The sequence below is a fragment of the Kitasatospora sp. UYEF31 genome (genome assembly GCF_057291755.1).
The window spans coordinates 62,769-78,548 of the sequence record NZ_JBXAWK010000007.1; the positions used below are offsets into that span (position 1 = coordinate 62,769).

The 15,780-nt window shown below is 68.8% G+C and carries 18 protein-coding genes; 11 read left to right on the top strand and 7 right to left on the bottom strand.

Translation table 11 applies throughout. The features are described from left to right. The first annotated feature begins 188 nt into the window (after nt 1-188). The gene (locus AC0Z36_RS05410; RefSeq protein ID WP_485461522.1) at nt 189-1,793 is read left to right on the top strand and encodes an MDR family MFS transporter; all 1,605 of its coding nucleotides are present in this window, start codon (nt 189-191) and stop codon (nt 1,791-1,793) included. Nucleotides 1,794-1,824: 31 nt separating this feature from the next. Here AC0Z36_RS05410 and AC0Z36_RS05415 read toward each other — a convergent pair whose 3' ends face one another. Both AC0Z36_RS05415 and AC0Z36_RS05420 read right to left on the bottom strand, forming a co-directional pair. Next, the gene (locus tag AC0Z36_RS05415) at nt 1,825-2,310 is read right to left on the bottom strand and encodes a MarR family winged helix-turn-helix transcriptional regulator (protein ID WP_485461601.1); all 486 of its coding nucleotides are present in this window, start codon (nt 2,308-2,310) and stop codon (nt 1,825-1,827) included. A 120-nt stretch (nt 2,311-2,430) separates the two neighbouring features. Beyond that, nucleotides 2,431-3,600, bottom strand: coding sequence for a cystathionine gamma-synthase (locus AC0Z36_RS05420; protein ID WP_485461523.1), 1,170 nt, complete (start codon nt 3,598-3,600; stop codon nt 2,431-2,433). A 155-nt stretch (nt 3,601-3,755) separates the two neighbouring features. Here AC0Z36_RS05420 and msrA point away from each other — a divergent pair, with 155 nt between their 5' ends. The 4 genes from msrA (at nt 3,756) to AC0Z36_RS05440 (ending at nt 6,144) form a co-directional block, all read left to right on the top strand. Further along, the gene (msrA, locus tag AC0Z36_RS05425) at nt 3,756-4,424 is read left to right on the top strand and encodes a peptide-methionine (S)-S-oxide reductase MsrA (protein ID WP_485461524.1); all 669 of its coding nucleotides are present in this window, start codon (nt 3,756-3,758) and stop codon (nt 4,422-4,424) included. Nucleotides 4,425-4,530: 106 nt separating this feature from the next. After that, nucleotides 4,531-4,839, top strand: coding sequence for a prevent-host-death family protein (locus tag AC0Z36_RS05430; protein ID WP_485461525.1), 309 nt, complete (start codon nt 4,531-4,533; stop codon nt 4,837-4,839). A 4-nt stretch (nt 4,840-4,843) separates the two neighbouring features. Then, nucleotides 4,844-5,263: a type II toxin-antitoxin system RelE family toxin gene (locus tag AC0Z36_RS05435; RefSeq protein WP_485461526.1), complete on the top strand. Its 420-nt coding sequence runs from the start codon at nt 4,844-4,846 to the stop codon at nt 5,261-5,263. 110 nt (nt 5,264-5,373) lie between these two features. Further along, nucleotides 5,374-6,144, top strand: a complete 771-nt coding sequence (locus tag AC0Z36_RS05440; RefSeq protein ID WP_485461527.1) for an SDR family NAD(P)-dependent oxidoreductase — start codon at nt 5,374-5,376, stop codon at nt 6,142-6,144. Nucleotides 6,145-6,257: 113 nt separating this feature from the next. Here AC0Z36_RS05440 and AC0Z36_RS05445 read toward each other — a convergent pair whose 3' ends face one another. The 3 genes from AC0Z36_RS05445 to AC0Z36_RS05455 all read right to left on the bottom strand — a co-directional run bounded on the left by AC0Z36_RS05445 (nt 6,258) and on the right by AC0Z36_RS05455 (nt 8,645). Then, complete coding sequence (locus tag AC0Z36_RS05445; protein WP_485461528.1) at nt 6,258-6,497, bottom strand: chaplin; 240 nt, start codon at nt 6,495-6,497, stop codon at nt 6,258-6,260. A gap of 268 nt (nt 6,498-6,765) precedes the next feature. After that, entirely contained in the window at nt 6,766-7,089 is a 324-nt protein-coding gene (locus AC0Z36_RS05450; protein WP_485461529.1) for a hypothetical protein, read from the bottom strand. A 176-nt stretch (nt 7,090-7,265) separates the two neighbouring features. Then, nucleotides 7,266-8,645: a cystathionine beta-synthase gene (locus tag AC0Z36_RS05455; protein WP_485461530.1), complete on the bottom strand. Its 1,380-nt coding sequence runs from the start codon at nt 8,643-8,645 to the stop codon at nt 7,266-7,268. 140 nt (nt 8,646-8,785) lie between these two features. Between AC0Z36_RS05455 and AC0Z36_RS05460 the strand changes: the two genes are divergently transcribed. The 5 genes from AC0Z36_RS05460 to AC0Z36_RS05480 all read left to right on the top strand — a co-directional run bounded on the left by AC0Z36_RS05460 (nt 8,786) and on the right by AC0Z36_RS05480 (nt 13,805). Then, nucleotides 8,786-9,895 (top strand): SGNH/GDSL hydrolase family protein, encoded by a 1,110-nt coding sequence (locus AC0Z36_RS05460; RefSeq protein WP_485461531.1) that lies wholly within the window; start codon nt 8,786-8,788, stop codon nt 9,893-9,895. Between the two features lie 353 nt (nt 9,896-10,248). Further along, nucleotides 10,249-11,475, top strand: coding sequence for an acetyl-CoA C-acetyltransferase (locus AC0Z36_RS05465; RefSeq protein WP_485461532.1), 1,227 nt, complete (start codon nt 10,249-10,251; stop codon nt 11,473-11,475). Nucleotides 11,476-11,738: 263 nt separating this feature from the next. After that, nucleotides 11,739-12,476 carry a hypothetical protein gene (locus AC0Z36_RS05470; RefSeq protein ID WP_485461533.1) on the top strand — a complete coding sequence of 246 codons (738 nt, stop codon included), beginning with the start codon at nt 11,739-11,741 and terminating at the stop codon, nt 12,474-12,476. Between the two features lie 128 nt (nt 12,477-12,604). After that, nucleotides 12,605-13,117, top strand: a complete 513-nt coding sequence (locus AC0Z36_RS05475; RefSeq protein ID WP_485461534.1) for a hypothetical protein — start codon at nt 12,605-12,607, stop codon at nt 13,115-13,117. After that, nucleotides 13,104-13,805, top strand: coding sequence for a class F sortase (locus AC0Z36_RS05480; RefSeq protein ID WP_485461535.1), 702 nt, complete (start codon nt 13,104-13,106; stop codon nt 13,803-13,805). The genes AC0Z36_RS05475 and AC0Z36_RS05480 overlap by 14 nt, the downstream gene beginning before the upstream one ends. 4 nt (nt 13,806-13,809) lie before the next feature. Here AC0Z36_RS05480 and AC0Z36_RS05485 read toward each other — a convergent pair whose 3' ends face one another. Next, nucleotides 13,810-14,211, bottom strand: a complete 402-nt coding sequence (locus AC0Z36_RS05485) for a hypothetical protein (RefSeq protein ID WP_485461536.1) — start codon at nt 14,209-14,211, stop codon at nt 13,810-13,812. 167 nt (nt 14,212-14,378) lie between these two features. On the opposite strand from AC0Z36_RS05485, the gene AC0Z36_RS05490 reads away from it, so the two are divergent. Next, nucleotides 14,379-14,606 (top strand): DUF4287 domain-containing protein, encoded by a 228-nt coding sequence (locus AC0Z36_RS05490; RefSeq protein ID WP_485461537.1) that lies wholly within the window; start codon nt 14,379-14,381, stop codon nt 14,604-14,606. Nucleotides 14,607-14,726: 120 nt separating this feature from the next. Here the strand turns inward: AC0Z36_RS05490 and AC0Z36_RS05495 are convergent, their stop codons facing one another. Beyond that, complete coding sequence (locus AC0Z36_RS05495) at nt 14,727-15,626, bottom strand: Bax inhibitor-1/YccA family protein (protein ID WP_485461538.1); 900 nt, start codon at nt 15,624-15,626, stop codon at nt 14,727-14,729. Between the last annotated feature and the right edge of the window lie 154 nt (nt 15,627-15,780).

Consider the following 15,780-nt stretch of genomic DNA (forward strand, 5'->3'; position numbering starts at 1 on the left):
AGTGTGGCACCACCTGCTCCAGAAGCCGCAACAGCGTGTTTTTGTCGACAAGGAGTCACATTCGGGCGCGTCACCCTTGCCGCGCTAACCCGTACGGGCGATGCGGATTTGTAGTCGGAGAGTCACTCATTGCTACGGTTGCGGTCCGCAAGTAAATACCGGGCTTCCGGGGGACCAGGGGACTGTCAGTGACAACAGCGACCGCCGCGCGCCGCAAGACCTCCAGCGACAGGGAACAGCTAACGCAAAGTCAGATCCGGTTGCTGTTCGGCGGGTTGATGCTCGGCATGCTGCTCGCCTCACTCGACCAGACGATCGTGTCCACCGCACTGTGGACGATCGTCAAGGACCTCGACCCCGAGGGCGGCCTGTCCACGATGTCGTGGGTCGTGACCGCCTACCTGCTGTCGTCGACCGCGACGACACTGCTGTACGGGAAGATCTCCGACCTCTACGGCCGCAAACCGGTCTACCTGTTCGCGCTGGCCGTGTTCCTGACCGGTTCGGCGCTGTGCGGGCTCAGCCGGTCCATGACCGAGCTCATCGCCTTCCGCGCGGTCCAGGGCGTGGGCGGCGGCGGGCTGATGGTGCTGACCTTCGCGATCGTCGCCGACATCGTCAGCCCCCGCGAACGCGGGCGCTACCAGGGCTACTTCGGCGGCGTGTTCGCCTTCTCGTCGGTGGCCGGGCCACTGCTCGGCGGCTGGTTCACCGACCGGTCGTCACTGGCCGGCGTGGCCGGGTGGCGCTGGATCTTCTGGATCAACCTGCCGCTCGGCCTGGTGACCGTACTCGTCATCGCCGCCGTGCTGAAGGTCCAGACGGTGCGCCGCAAGCGCAGCATCGACGTCACCGGGGCGGTTCTGGTCGTGGCCGGGGTGTGCGGGCTCCTGCTCGCCACCGAGTGGGGTGGGAAGAAGTACGCCTGGGGATCCCCGGAGATCATCGCCCTGGCCGTCGGCGGCGCCGTACTCCTGCTGCTCTTCGTCCTGGCCGAACACAAGGCGAGCGAACCCATCCTGCCCCTGCGGCTGTTCCGCAACAGCATCTTCACCGTGTCGAACGCGATCAGCTTTGCCGTAGGCGTCGCGATGTTCGGCTCGATCATCTACGTGTCGCTGTACATGCAACTGGTCGACGGAGCCACGCCGACCGAAGCGGGACTGCGGCTGATCCCGCTGATGGCCGGGCTGCTCGTCGCGTCGGTCGTCTCCGGGCGCATGGTCAGCCGGACGGGCCGCTACAAGGTGTTCCCGGTCGTCGGGATGTTCACCGGAGCCCTCGGACTGTTCCTGCTGTCCCGGCTCGACGAGTCGTCGTCCGAGCGGACCGCCGCCTGCTACCTGCTCGTCCTGGGCGTCGGGCTCGGCCTGGTCATGCAGGTGGTGGTGCTCGCCACGCAGAACTCGGTACACGTCAGGGACATCGGCGCGGCCACGTCCGCGACGACGTTCTTCCGCTCGATGGGCGGTTCGTTCGGCACCGCGGTGTTCGGCGTGCTGCTCAGCGACCGGCTCGGCGGCTATCTGTCCGAAGGGACCGTGGACCCGGCGGTGGCGGCCGGCGGACAGCCGAACATCGCCCGCATCCAGGAACTGCCCGCCGACCAGCAGGCGTTCGTGATCCATTCATTCGTCCGGGCGATGAGCTGGGTGTTCCTCGCCGCGGCAGCCGTCATGCTGCTCGGCTGGCTGCTGACCTTCGCACTGCGCGAGCAACGGCTGCGCGGCACCGCGCGCCCGGTCGGGCCGGCGGAGGACGCGGAGGGATTCCTGCTGGCGGGAAGACGCTGAACGGTGCAGGCCGCTCAGCGCCTTCCGGCAGTCAGCGGGTGAGCGGCTCACCCGACCGCGCGTGCCGGACCTCAAGGGACCGGTTGAACCGGGTCAGCAGCTCGGTGAACTGCTGACGTTCGACGTCGTTCCACTCTTCGGTCATCTCGGCCATGAGCTTCCGCCGGGCCCGACGCACCTGGTGGAGCCGGGACTGCCCCATCTCGGACAGCACAAGCAGGACCGCCCGGCCGTCGTCCGGATTGGGCATCCGGTCCACGTAGCCGTTGTCCACCAGCGGGGTGACCTGCCGGGTCACCGTGGACGAATCGATGGACATCGACTGCGCCAGGGCCTTGACGCCCATGGGCCCTTCCGCCTCCAGGCGGCCGAGCAGCAGGTAGGCCGCCCGGTCCATGGAGTTGCGCAGCTCCCCCACCGCCGCCAGCCGGGTCTGCTCGGCGCGGCGGGCGAACAGTGCGACCTCGTGCTGAAGCTGGTCGTACAGTCGGTCGTACTGTTCCTCGTCCGTGGTCATCGCCACCCGTTCTGCTCGTCGAGTGCACGTCGCCCTCGCCCATGGTGAGGATATTGCGCTGGAGGCCCCGGCGTACCGGGAGTACCCGCGTTAACTCACCGCCGTCGGCCGGTCACGCACTCAGCCGTCGAGCGCCTGGCTGAGGTCGGCGAGCAGGTCCTCCACCGACTCGATGCCGACCGACAGTCGGATGAGGTCGTCGGGGACCTCCAGCTCGGACCCCGTCACCGAAGCGTGTGTCATCCGGCCCGGGTGCTCGATGAGTGATTCGACGCCGCCGAGGGACTCGGCGAGGGTGAATACCGTCGTACGGCCGCACAACTCCAGGGCGGCCTTCTCGCCGCCGGTGACGCGGAAGGAGACCATCCCGCCGAAGGCCTTCATCTGCTTGGCCGCGATGTCGTGCCCGGGGTGGCCGGGGAGCCCCGGGTAGAGCACCTCGATCACCTTGGGGTGTGCCTGGAGCAGTTCGACGACCTGTTCGGCGTTCGAGCAGTGCCGGTCCATCCGTACGCCCAGCGTCTTGATGCCCCGCAGCACCAGCCACGCGTCGAACGGACCGGAGACCGCGCCCATCGCGTTCTGGTGGAACGCCAGGCGCTCGCCCAGTTCAGCGTCGGACGCCACCAGGGCACCGCCGACCACGTCGGAGTGGCCGCCCATGTACTTCGTGGTCGAGTGGATCACGACGTCCGCGCCGAGCTCCAGCGGCTGCTGGAGGTAGGGCGAGGCGAAGGTGTTGTCGACGGCGAGCAGCGCACCGGCGTCGTGCGCGATGCCGGCCAGTGCATCGATGTCGGCCACGCCGAGCAGCGGATTGCTCGGTGTCTCGCACCAGATCAGCTTCGTCTGGCCGGGGCGCACGGCCGCCCGGACCGCCGCGGGGTCGGACAGGTGCGCGACGGTGAACTCCAGGCCCCAGCGGGCGTAGACCTGGGCGAACATCCGGAACGTGCCGCCGTAGGCGTCGTCCGGGATGACCACGTGGTCACCGGGTGCGCACACGGTGCGCAGGAGGCAGTCCTCAGCGGCGAGCCCGGAGGCGAACGCCAGCCCGCGCGCCCCGCCTTCGAGCGCGGCGACGCACTCTTCCAAGGCCGTACGGGTCGGGTTGGCACTCCGGCTGTACTCGTAGCCGCCGCGCAGGCCGCCCACGCCGTCCTGCTTGTAGGTCGACACCTGGTAGATCGGTGGCACGACCGCACCGGTCAACGAATCGGGCTCCTGCCCGGCATGGATGGCGCGGGTTTCGAACCCGTGCCGTGGTCCGTCGGAAAATGCTTCGCTCATGTTCAGGAACACTAACGCCGCGGACCCGCCGGGGCCGCTTGTCGGTCCCGTTCACCACCCGCTCGGGCGGGCGGCTTCACCGGTTGCCGACCGTACGGAAACATCCTGTGGGCGACGTGCGTTGTACCAGTCACCCACCCCTCTCGGAGGTACCCGTGTTCGACCGCTCCTCCTTCCAGCCGCGCCTGCCCACCGCAGCGGAGGCCCTGCCAGGCCGCGAGCAGCCGCTGACCGCCCTGCCCGCCGCGCACACCGTCCTCGGCAACCCGCTGGACGGCCCGTACCCGGACGGTCTGGAGACCGCGGACTTCGGCCTCGGCTGCTTCTGGGGCGCCGAGCGCAAGTTCTGGCAGACGCCGGGTGTCTGGACGACCCTCGTCGGCTACCAGGGCGGATTCACCCCGAACCCGACGTACGAAGAGGTCTGCGCCGGCCGCACCGGCCACACCGAGGCGGTCCGCGTGGTGTTCGACCCCACGCAGGTCACCTACGAGCAGCTGCTGAAGGTGTTCTGGGAGTCGCACAACCCGACCCAGGGCTTCCGGCAGGGCAACGACGAGGGGACGCAGTACCGGTCCGCCGTGTACACCCACTCCCCCGCCCAGGCTGCGACGGCCGGGGCTTCCCGCGCGGCGTACGGCAAGGTCCTCGCCGAGGCCGGCCACGGGGGTATCACCACGGAGATCGCCCCGGCGGGGCCGTTCTTCCCAGCCGAGGCTTATCACCAGCAGTACTTGTCGGACGCGAAGAACCCGAACGGGTACTGCGGGGGTGGCGGAACGGGCGTGAGCTGCCCGATCGGGGTCGCGAAGGCAGCCGGCTGACGCTCAGGAGTACCGCTTCACACGTAGGGCCCGCGCGAGGATTCCCGCGTGGGCCCTACTGCCAGAAGCCCAGGACGTTCTGCATAGATTTCTATACAGTTCAAGCATGGCCATACTGCAGAACACCGTCGAGCTGAGTGTCACCGAAGCGGCCAGGCGCGGAGTCGCCGGGCTGGTCTCCGACGCCGAACACGGCTCCGCCCTCGTCGTCACACGTCGGCACAAGCCCGTGGCGGCCGTGGTCGGCATCGACCGTCTGACCGAACTGGACGAAGCCATCGCCGATCTCCGTGATCTAGCGCTCGTACTGGCTCGCACCGCGTCCGACAACGGTCACCGCACTTCGCTGGACGAGGTCCTGACTGCTTTTGGGCACACTCGCGAATCCATCGCGGCACTGCCTGACAACGAGTAGGCCGATGGCGGAGATGACCTTCACCGATGCGGCTCTTGACGACTTGCGGCGCATCGGTCCCGATGCGGTGCCCAAAGTTCTCAAAAAGATTCTGCTTCTGGACACGGCACCCGAAGCGGGCTACCCACTCGGCGGCGAACTCACCGGCTACCGGAAGCTCGTAGTCGGACGGAACACCTGGCGGGTCGTCTACCGATCGACATCGGACACGCCCCACCCGGTGCGGCGCGCTGCCGCAGTGCGGCTCGAAGAACGACATCCCCAAGATAGTGATCATCCGTCAAAGATGATCACCATCTTGGGGATGTCGCTCTTCAACTGGCGGACCCCGCGAAGCACAGCACCGTACGACGGTCCGGGTCTTCGGTTTGTCCGGCAGGTGTTTTCCGACACCCGGATCGATCTAGATCGCCGAAGGTCTTGAACATGCTCCCTGGTTTCACGTCTTATGGGTTCGTTCAAGCAAGGGGGCCTGTCCCGCAGTGCCCTCACAACGGGTGCGGCGTGCCGCGCCCCGGCTAGGAGGACTGCACAGTGGACAGGTTCCAGGACCGGCGAATCATCGTGACCGGCGGCGGCTCAGGCATCGGCCAGGCCACGGTGATCCGGCTGCTGCGCGAAGCCGGGACGGTGTACGCGGTCGACGTGAACGCCGACGGCCTTGAGAAAACCCGCGCCATGGCCGCTGAGGCAGGTGTGGAGGCGAAGCTGACCACCCAGGTCCTCGACATCTCCAACGAGACCGCGGTGGGCACCGGGGTCGCGGAGATCGTCACCGCGCTCGGCGGCCTCGACGTGCTGGTGAACGCGGCGGGCATCCTGCGCGCCGGGCACACCCACGACTTCTCCCTCGACGTGTGGAACCAGGTGATCGGGATCAACCTGACGGGCACGTTCCTGATGTGTCGGGCGGCGATCCCCGCCCTGTGTGACACCGGCAACGGCGTCATCATCAACTTCAGCTCGACGTCCGCGTCGTTCGCCCACCCGTACATGGCGGCCTACGCGGCGTCCAAGGGCGGCATCGACTCCTTCACCCACGCGATCGCGCTGGAGTACGCGGACAAGGGCCTGCGCGCGGTCAACGTCGCGCCCGGTTCGATCTCCTCGGGCATCGTCGACGACACGCCCAACCAGGTGCCGCAGGACGCCGACTGGGAGAAGTTCGGCAAGCTCATGCCGATCATCGGCGCGGGCATGGCCGACCCGTCGGTCGTGGCCGGCATGATCGCCGCACTGGCGTCCGACGACGGCAAGTTCATCACCGGCACGTCCCTGCGCATCGACGGTGGCACGCACGCCTGAGGCACCGGAAAACGGATGAAGACAACAGGCGCCGTACGGGGATCTCGAGGATCCCCGCACGGCGCCTGTTGTCCGGCACCTACTACTTCAAGCTTTTCAGGCGCGCAGTGGGACTACGAGTTTTCGCAGGCGTTGCCGAAGACCGGGTTCAGGCCGCCGATCACGGTGACGGAGTTGCCGCACGCGTTGACCGGGACGTGGACCGGAGCCTGAATCTGGTTGCCGGAACCGACGCCGGGAGAGTGCTCGGCCGCGCCACCGGCCATCGAGCCAGCGCTGGCGGCACCCATGCCCGCAGCCATCAGACCGCCGACAGTGGCGGCGGTGAAGGCTGCCTTCTTGACCGTGTTCATTCTTCCTCCATGTCACAGTGCCGCACGATCCGGTGCGACATCGGAGACAACGGCGGGGACCGGTCCCAGGCAACGCGCTATTTGTGGATTCACCCGTTCGTGATCAGCCGCCGACCGGGTGAAAACGGTCAAGCCGGGGCATGGCGGACCGATACTCGGCCGTACGGGGGCCTGAAGAGGTCGTGAAACGACCCAGGAAACGGCAGGAGCCCCGCCGGGCGGCGGGGCTCCTGGTCGAGCGTTTGTCCGGAGACCGGACCTCGGGAGGTCAGGCGTCCTCGTCGGGCTCCTCGTCGTCCGGGCCGTCCTCTTCGTTCTCCGACTGCCAGCCGGCCTCGACCAGCTCAGTGCCGGGGATGTCCTCCACGAGGGAGAACGGGTCGATCAGGTACGAGACCGACTCGGCGGGTTCGGCCTCGATGGCCTTGACCGCCTCGGCGCGCTCGTCGTCGGAGAGCTCCTCGTCGCCCTTGACGGTGTCCAGGGCTGCCTGCCGCAGCGCGGCTTCGTCGGTGACCTCCAGAACGATGTCCAGGCTGAGCCGGACGTAGCGGGGGCCGTCGGCGGAGTCGGAAACAGGTGCGTTGTCCATAAAGGGAAGCCTAGGGCCTAGCCCGTCGGGACAGTCCAGTGGGCACGCCGTCGGACCCCTCCGGGGCGCACCGGGTCACAATGCGGTGACGGGCGCGCAGTGTCCCTGAGCGTGCCCGACTGTGAACCGCAGCTGCTTCGCAGCGGGCGCAGCGCCGGAGGCACGTTCCGGCCCGCCTAAGAAGCAGCGAGGTGCGCCAGGAGGTCCTGGCGGGTCAGCACCCCTTGCGGTTTGCCCTCCACCAGGACGAGCGCGGCGTCGGACTTCTCCAGTACGGCGGCCAGCCGGGTGACCGCCTCGCCCGAGCCGACCACCGGGAGCGGCGCCGACATGTGCGCCTCCAGTGCGCTGCTCGTCTTGGCCCGCCCGCCGACCAGCGCGTCGAGCAGGTCGCGCTCGACGACCGAGCCCACCACCTCGGCGGCCATGACGTCAGGGTGTCCGGCGCCCGGCTTGACCACCGGCATCTGGCTGACGCCGAACTCGCGCAGTACGGAGATCGCCTCGCCGACGGTCTCCTCCGGGTGCATGTGCACCAGTGCGGGCAGGTCGCCCTGTTTGCGGGCGAGCAGTTCGCCGACCCTGGACTGCCCGGGGGCCGCGTCCAGGAAGCCGTGGTCGGCCATCCACTCGTCGTTGAAGATCTTGGACAGGTAGCCGCGCCCGGAGTCGGGCAGCAGGACGACCACCACGTCGTCGGGCCCGAGGGACTCGGCGGCGCGCAGTGCCGCGACCACCGCCATCCCGCAGGAGCCGCCGACGAGCAGGCCCTCTTCGCGGGCGAGCCGGCGGGTCATCGAGAAGGAGTCGTGGTCGGAGACCGCGATGATCTCGTCCGGCAGGCCGCGGTCGTACGCGGTCGGCCAGAAGTCCTCGCCGACGCCTTCCACGAGGTACGGACGGCCGCTGCCGCCGGAGTAGACGGAACCCTCGGGGTCCGCGCCGACGACGCGCACGCGGCCGTCGGACACTTCTTTGAGGAACCGTCCGGTGCCGGTGATGGTGCCGCCGGTGCCGACGCCCGCGACGAAGCAGGTGATGCGCCCGTCAGTCTGTTCCCACAGCTCGGGGCCGGTGGACTCGTAGTGCGACTGCGGGTTGTCCGGGTTGGAGTACTGGTCCGGCTTCCACGCGCCCGGGATCTCGCGGACCAGGCGGTCCGAGACGTTGTAATACGACTCGGGGTGCTCCGGGTCGACGGCGGTGGGGCAGACGACAACCTCCGCACCGTACGCCCGCATCACGTTGATCTTGTCTGTGCTGACCTTGTCCGGGCATACGAACACGCAGCGGTAGCCGCGCTGCTGGGCCACCATGGCCAACCCCACGCCGGTGTTCCCGGACGTCGGTTCGACGATGGTGCCGCCGGGCTTGAGAGCGCCGGACTGCTCTGCGGCATCGATCATGCGGACCGCGATGCGGTCCTTCACCGAGCCGCCGGGGTTGAAGTACTCCACCTTGGCCAGGACTGTTGCCTGGATTCCAGTGGTGACGCGGTTCAGCCGGACCAGCGGGGTGCCGCCGATCAAGTCGATGATCGTGTCGTGAACCTGCACAGATCCCTCCGGATGTTCCTATTCGGCCTTGACCATCAGTGGGTCCCGTCAGCGTATGGGTGATTGAGCGGTGGCGAAGCCCGCCACGGCGTACCCGTTAGAGTCGGAAACCAGTTGAGCCATGGCGAGGAGGAGATCCGATGCGTGCCAGGACCGCCCGTCGGGTCGCAGCTGCCGCTGCCTTCGGCGGGGGCGGGGTGGGGGTCCTGACCGGGGCGATGTTCATGCTCCTCTACACCGAGGCGCGCATCGCCCGGCGGTCGATCGGTGAGGCCGCGCAGGATCCGCCACGCGCGGACGGGACGTACGGCGACTACCACGACACCCTCGTCTCCGACGAGCCAATCCGCCTTGCGGTGCTCGGGGATTCGACCGCCGCGGGGCTCGGGGTGCACGTGCCGATGCAGACTCCGGCGGCCCTGCTCGCCTCCGGTCTGGCGGCGGTGGCCGAGCGCCCGGTCGTCCTGGTCAACGTGGCACTGTCCGGCGCGCAGTCCTCGGACCTGGAGCGGCAGACGAGCCTCGCCCTCACCCAGAACCCCGAGGTCGCAGTGATCATCGTGGGCGCGAACGACGTCACCCACCGGATGCGCCCGGTGGACTCGGTGCGCTACCTGGAGCGGGCGACCCGCAGGCTCCTCGCCTCCGGGTGCGACGTGATCGTGGGGACCTGCCCAGACCTGGGCACGATCGAGCCGATCGCCCAGCCGCTGCGTTACCTGGCCCGGCAGTGGAGCCGGAACCTGGCGGCGGCCCAGACCATCGCGGTGGTCGAGGCCGGGGGCCGTACGGTCTCCCTCGGCGCACTGCTCGGGCCCGAGTTCGCGGCCCGCCCCACGGACATGTTCGGCCCGGACAAGTTCCACCCCTCCGTGGAGGGCTACGCGACCGCGGTGATGGCCGTACTGCCGTCGTTGTGCGCGGCGCTGGACGTGTGGCCGCTGGACGATCCGGCTCCGGACCCGGTCCGCGGCGAAGCGGTGCTGCCGATCGCGGTGGCCGCGATCGAAGCCGTCGAGCGGGGCGGTACGGAGGTCGCGGCGACCGAGGTGGCCGGTTACGAGCGGGGCCCGCGGGGCCGGTGGGCGCTGTTGCGGCACCGGCGGCGGCAGCAGTTGCCGAAGCCCGGGGACGCGGGTGCGGAGGATGGCCACCGGGAGCCTGCCACGCAGGGGCCGGCGACCGTTTCCCCGGCGGAGCCGGAGCCACAGAACTCGCCGGAGTCCGAGCCGCGGATAGAGCCCGCGTAACCGCCCGGGGCATCGCGGAATGCGCGGAGTACGCTGAATCTGACTGGGCGTCATAGAAGTCGGGCAGTGTGGGATGGATCGCATCATCGATCAACCCGCGCCCCTCGTCATGACGCCTACCACGCAGTAGCTTCTTTTGAGCTCTGCTCTTCCTGAGCTCTGCTCTTCCTGAGCTCTGCTCTTCCTGAGCTCTGCTCTTCCTCAGCTCTGCTCTTTCGAGTTCTGCTCTTCTTGAGCTCTGCTCTTCCGAAGCCCTGCTCCACCAGCTCTAGCGCTTCCGATCTCCGCGCTAGCCGCTACAGCTCCCGCGACGAGAGGCCTTGCGGTCCTCGTACCGATCCCAAGGAGTCCCGATGCCCGAAGCAGTCATCGTCGCCACCGCCCGGTCCCCCATCGGCCGCGCGTTCAAGGGTTCACTCAAGGACATCCGTCCCGACGACCTCACCGTCCAGATGGTTGCCGCTGCCCTGGCCCAGGTGCCGGAGCTGAACCCCCGCGACATCGACGACCTCATGCTCGGCTGCGGCCTCCCCGGTGGCGAGCAGGGCAACAACATGGGCCGCAACATCGCGGTCCTGCTGGGTTACGACCACATCCCCGGCACCACGATCACCCGCTACTGTTCCTCCTCGCTGCAGACCTCCCGCATGGCGCTGCACGCCATCAAGGCCGGCGAGGGCGACGTCTTCATCTCCGCCGGTGTCGAAGTCATCTCCTCCACCCACACCAAGGGCAACAGCGACTCGATCCCGAACACCAAGAACCCGCTGTTCGACGGCCCCCGGGAGATCTCGAAGCAGCGCGCGGAGCAGGCGGGCGCCCCGGTGTGGGTGGACCCGCGCGAGTCCGGCGCACTGCCGGACGTCTACGTCGCGATGGGCCAGACCGCCGAGAACCTCGCCCAGATCAAGGGCATCTCCCGCGCGGAGCAGGACGAGTTCGGCGTCCGGTCGCAGAACCTGGCCGAGAAGGCGATCGCCAACGGTTTCTGGGCCAAGGACATCACCCCGGTCACGCTGCCCGACGGCACCGTCGTCTCGGCGGACGACGGCCCGCGCGCGGGCGTGACGCTGGAGGGCGTATCGGGCCTCAAGCCGGTGTTCCGCCCCGACGGCACCGTCACCGCGGGCAACTGCTGCGGCCTGAACGACGGCGCCGCGGCACTGGTCATCATGTCCGACACCAAAGCCCGTGAGCTCGGCCTGACGCCGCTGGCCCGGATCGTCTCCACCGGCGTCTCAGGACTGTCCCCCGAGATCATGGGCTACGGCCCGGTCGAGGCGTCGAAGAAGGCCCTGGCGCTCGCCGGGATGTCGATCAAGGACATCGACCTGGCAGAGATCAACGAGGCGTTCGCCGCCCAGGTGATCCCGTCGTACCGGGACCTCGGCATCGACCTGGACAAGGTCAACGTCAACGGCGGTGCGATCGCCGTCGGCCACCCGTTCGGCATGACCGGCGCGCGCATCACCTCGACGCTGATCAACTCGCTGAAGTGGCACGACAAGCAGTTCGGCCTGGAGACCATGTGTGTCGGCGGCGGCATGGGCATGGCGATGGTCATCGAGCGTCTCAGCTGAGAAGTTGACGTGCTGAACGACTGAACAGCTGAACGACCGAACAACTAAACAACCGAACGACTGAGCGACCGAACGGCTGAACGGCTGAACGGCTGAACGGCTGAACGGCTGAACGGCTGAACGGCTGAAAAACTGCTGGCCAGGGCCTTTTGTACGGGCACCTGGCCAGCGGTCGTTCACTCACTTGGCGGGACCCCAAGGTCCCTACAAGTCGGGACAAATCACCCTACGGCTCCGTATTGCGGACGGGGCATGCTGAAGACATGTCCTACCGCTACGCCGTACCCGCCCTGCTCGCCGTCGTCTCCGCCGCCAGCGTCACCGCCGCAGCACGCACGGCCGTACGCACCCACCGCCGCCGCCAGGCCGCGCGGGTCGAGGTGTACGACAAGCAGTTCATGGACCACCTCTTCGGCCACCGCGCCCCGGCGCCGCAAATACCCCGGCAGCAGCCGCAGCAGGGCCTCTCCAGACTGGACGACGCGCCCCCCGAACTGCTCGAAGGCCACCTGCTGAACGTCATGATGGACCGCCTGAACGAGCACCTGCACGACCCTCAGGCCGCCGCCGCCGAGCGCGAGCTGGCCGGGCAGGACGTCCTGGAGGACGAGTCCCCGGAGGCCTTCCAGGAGCCGCTGCCACGCTCCGTCCTGCCGCACCCGTCGGCCGGGCTCGCACCCTTCCTGCCGCCGCACCTGACCGGCGGCTGGCTGATGCGCCTGGCCGCCGACGGCACAGCCGCCACCGGCATCCTGCGCGGCCTGTCCGGCGGCGAGTGCGACGTCGTGGAGTTCACCGACGGGTCGTCGCTGGTGCTCATGCCCGCCGACTTCGAGAGCGCGGAGCTGATCGAGGTGGCCCTGGCCGCCGGCCAGCCCGTACGCCTGCTCGGTTCATCCATCGTCGGTGGCGGGCACGCGCTGACCTTCCAGGTCTCCGACCAGGCCACTTACGCCCTTGCGGACCGCGTGTACGTCCGGGCCGCCCGGGGCGACCGGTAAGCCCTGTCACCCATTTGGTCACTTTAAGTAGCAATTGGCCATTTTTGTACCTAGCGTCGAACCTCCAGCGCGGTTATCCCCGTACGGATGACTCCTGCCGTGCCCGCGTGTCCTCTGGAGGTAGTCCGATGCGTTTCCAGCGTCCCCTCGCCGTCGCCGCCCTGGCCCTGGCCGGCCTGGCCGCCGCCGCTCCCGGCGCCACGGCCAAGGAAGTACCGAACGGGGCCAGCGCGTCCGTCAGCGGCGACACGGTCACCGTCTACGCGACCTGCGCCAAGTCCAGCACGGCGACCGCGTCGTCGGCCCAGTTCGCCGGTGACGTGAAGCTGACCCAGGGGGCGAGCACCCTGGTCGGCAACGGCAGGCTCACCAAGGACGCCAAACCCGGCATCCACACGGCCACCGTCGTCTGCGCCGACGGCCAGGTCGTCTCCAAGAACGTGACGTTCACCGTCGGCGCCGAGGACGTACAACCGACGAAGAAGCCCCGCCCGGTGGCGCCCACCAAGGGTGGGTTCGGCGGTTCGCAGGCCGGCCAGGACACCGTCCAGACCGCCGTGGGCGGCAGCCTGATGGCCGGCGCGTTCATCGTCGGCGGCGTCGCACTGCACCGCCGTCGCCGGGCCGGTGGCCGCGTCTGACGGCGCTGATCAGCCGCAGACCGGCCAGGGCCGCACCCGTTCACCGGTGGCGGCCGCCGTCGCCGCGCTGCTGATCGGCGGCTTCCTGGTGGTGAACGGGACCAAGGCGCCCGCGGGGCCGCCACAGCCGGTCCGGACGGTCATCGACGCGGCAGGCCTCGCCGTCGCCGATTCCCCTCCCGTACCCGTCGTGACTGAATATCCGGTGCCGAAACCGCTCGGCCGGTCGGTCCCGGTCCGCGTGGACATCGAGCAGGCCGGTGTCCACGCGACCGTGGACGCGGTCGGGCTGGACGCCATCGGTGGGGTAGACGTCCCGGACCCGCGCAGCCGGCAGCAGACCCCGGTCGGGTGGTACCAGGCGGGGGTGACACCCGGCGAGAATGGAACCGCCGTGGTCACCGGGCATGTGGACAGCCACACGGGCCCGTCCGTGTTCTACGACCTCGGCGCGATCAGGACCGGCGCCGTGGTCAAGGTGGCCCGGCAGGACGGGAGGACGGCCAGGTTCACCGTCGACTCGGTCGAGGTGTACGACCGCAGGCGGTTCCCGGCGAAGCGGGTGTACGGGGACACAGGCCGCCCCGAACTCCGCTTGATCACGTGTGGCGGGAGCTTCGACAAGGCGAAGCACGGCGGCGGTTACAGCGGCAACGTGGTGGTCTTCGCGCACTACTCCGGAACGTGACCGTTCACAGGGTGGCGGAGACCTCCTGGACTGCGGCGCGGGCACGCGACAGTGTGTCCCGGGCCGCCGCTGTGTCCAACGCTTCTTCGGCCGTACGGGCGAGCTCCAGGCCGGTCACCACAATCTGGTCTCCGACCGCGAACGCACCCAGGTCGGGCACCGGTCGCCCCGGCTCGCCGGCCAGCTCGAAGTGCAGACCGGCCAGCCGCCGGGCCAGGTCCAGGGCCGCCGCGGCCAGCGAGGGGTGCCCCGGGACGGCACGGCGAAGGCGCGACTCGCCCAAGTGCCGCAGCCGGTCGGCGAGCAGCCGCACTTCCTGCTCGTACGAGGGGAGTTCCAACCCGGAGGTGTCGGCGGGCGCCGCCTGGGGAGTGGACGGGGAGTCATACGGCAGGGTCGGTGACATGCCATCGAGGGTAGGGCCCCGACGGGTGATCACACCGGTGCGTACCGGCGCAAAGGTTGCCAACCGTCCAGCCGTCATGCACGCTCAGGAATCAGCAGGCCGGTCGCTCCGAGTCGGGTCGTGACGAGCACTGTTGACCGGTCGTATCTCCTCACCCGGAGGCGCTTATGTCATTGCCGCACCACTCCGAAGAGACACACCAGAACCTGCTTCTGCGGGTTCCCAGCGTCACCGGTCGCGAACTTCCCGACTGGTTCCGGGCCATCGACGACGGGCCCGCGTTCGCACGTTTCGACGAACGCGTCTCCTGGTTCCAGGACGAGTACAGCCTCCCGCACGGTCACGCTCTCGCGATCGTCCGGGAACACGACAAGCGCCGCCACAACCGGGGCTGACCTGCTCCCCGCGCAACTGGCCCCCGCCGCACAACACTGAAGGCGGCGGCCCCGGATCACTCCGGGGCCGCCGCCTTCAGTCATTCCGTACGGAATTGTTCTCCGCTTTTGACCGCTCGGCTAGTCGCCGCGCAGGATCGAGATCAGCCGCAGCATCTCGACGTAGATCCACACGAGCGTGACGGTCAGGCCGAACGCGACCCGCCACGACTCCTTCTCGGGGACGCCTGCGGCCACCAGCTGCTCAGCCTGGTGGAAGTCGAGCGAGAGGAAGAACGCCCCGAGGGCGATCGCCACCAGGCCGACGACCACGCCGAGCGGACCCGAGCGCAGGCCCAGGCCGTCGCCGCCGCCGGTGAACAGGCCGACGACGAGGTTGACCAGGATCAGGCCCAGGAAGCCGAGTGCGATGGCCATACCGATCCGGGCGTACCGGGAGGTGACCCGGACCCAGCCGGACTTGTAGGCGAACAGCATGCCGCCGAAGACCATCGCGGTGCCGAGGACGGCCTGGACGACGATGCCTGGCCAGCGATCGTTGAAGATGTGACTGATCGCGCCGAGGAAGATGCCCTCGAACGCGGCGTAGGCGATCACCAGCGCCGGGCTGACCTCGCGCTTGAAACTGTTGACCATCGCGAGCGCGAAGCCCACCAGGGCCGCGCCCATCGCCCAGCCGTAGTTCTCCTGGGGCAGGAAGGCCCAGGCGAGCGCGCCGGTGATGAACACCGTGATCAGAGTGATCGTGGTCTTGGTGACCACGTCGTCCATGGTCATGCGACCGGTCTGCAGCGGGCCCGCGGCCTGCTGCTGGTACATCTGCTGCAGCTGCTCGGGTGTCATCGGCTGCTGCGGGGCCTGCTGGCCCTGCTGCGGACCGCCGAAGGGGTTGCCCCCACCCTGCTGCTGGCCGTACGTCATGGTCGTCCCGCCCTGCGGGGTCCCGTACGCGGGCTGGTTCTGCTGCCCGCGGGCGAACGGCCCCCGCTGCGAGAAGACCGGGTTGCTACTGGTCCTCATGTGAACTCCTCCATCGCCCCGCGATTTGGGGGCCCTCTGCCAAAAGAGTAATGCCTTAGCAAAGGGAGTGGGATGGTGTATCCGCCCAAGATCTTCCCGGCGGTCTGTCACTTGAACGCGTGACGGCGGTTTTTTGTGCCCGGATCATGAGCTG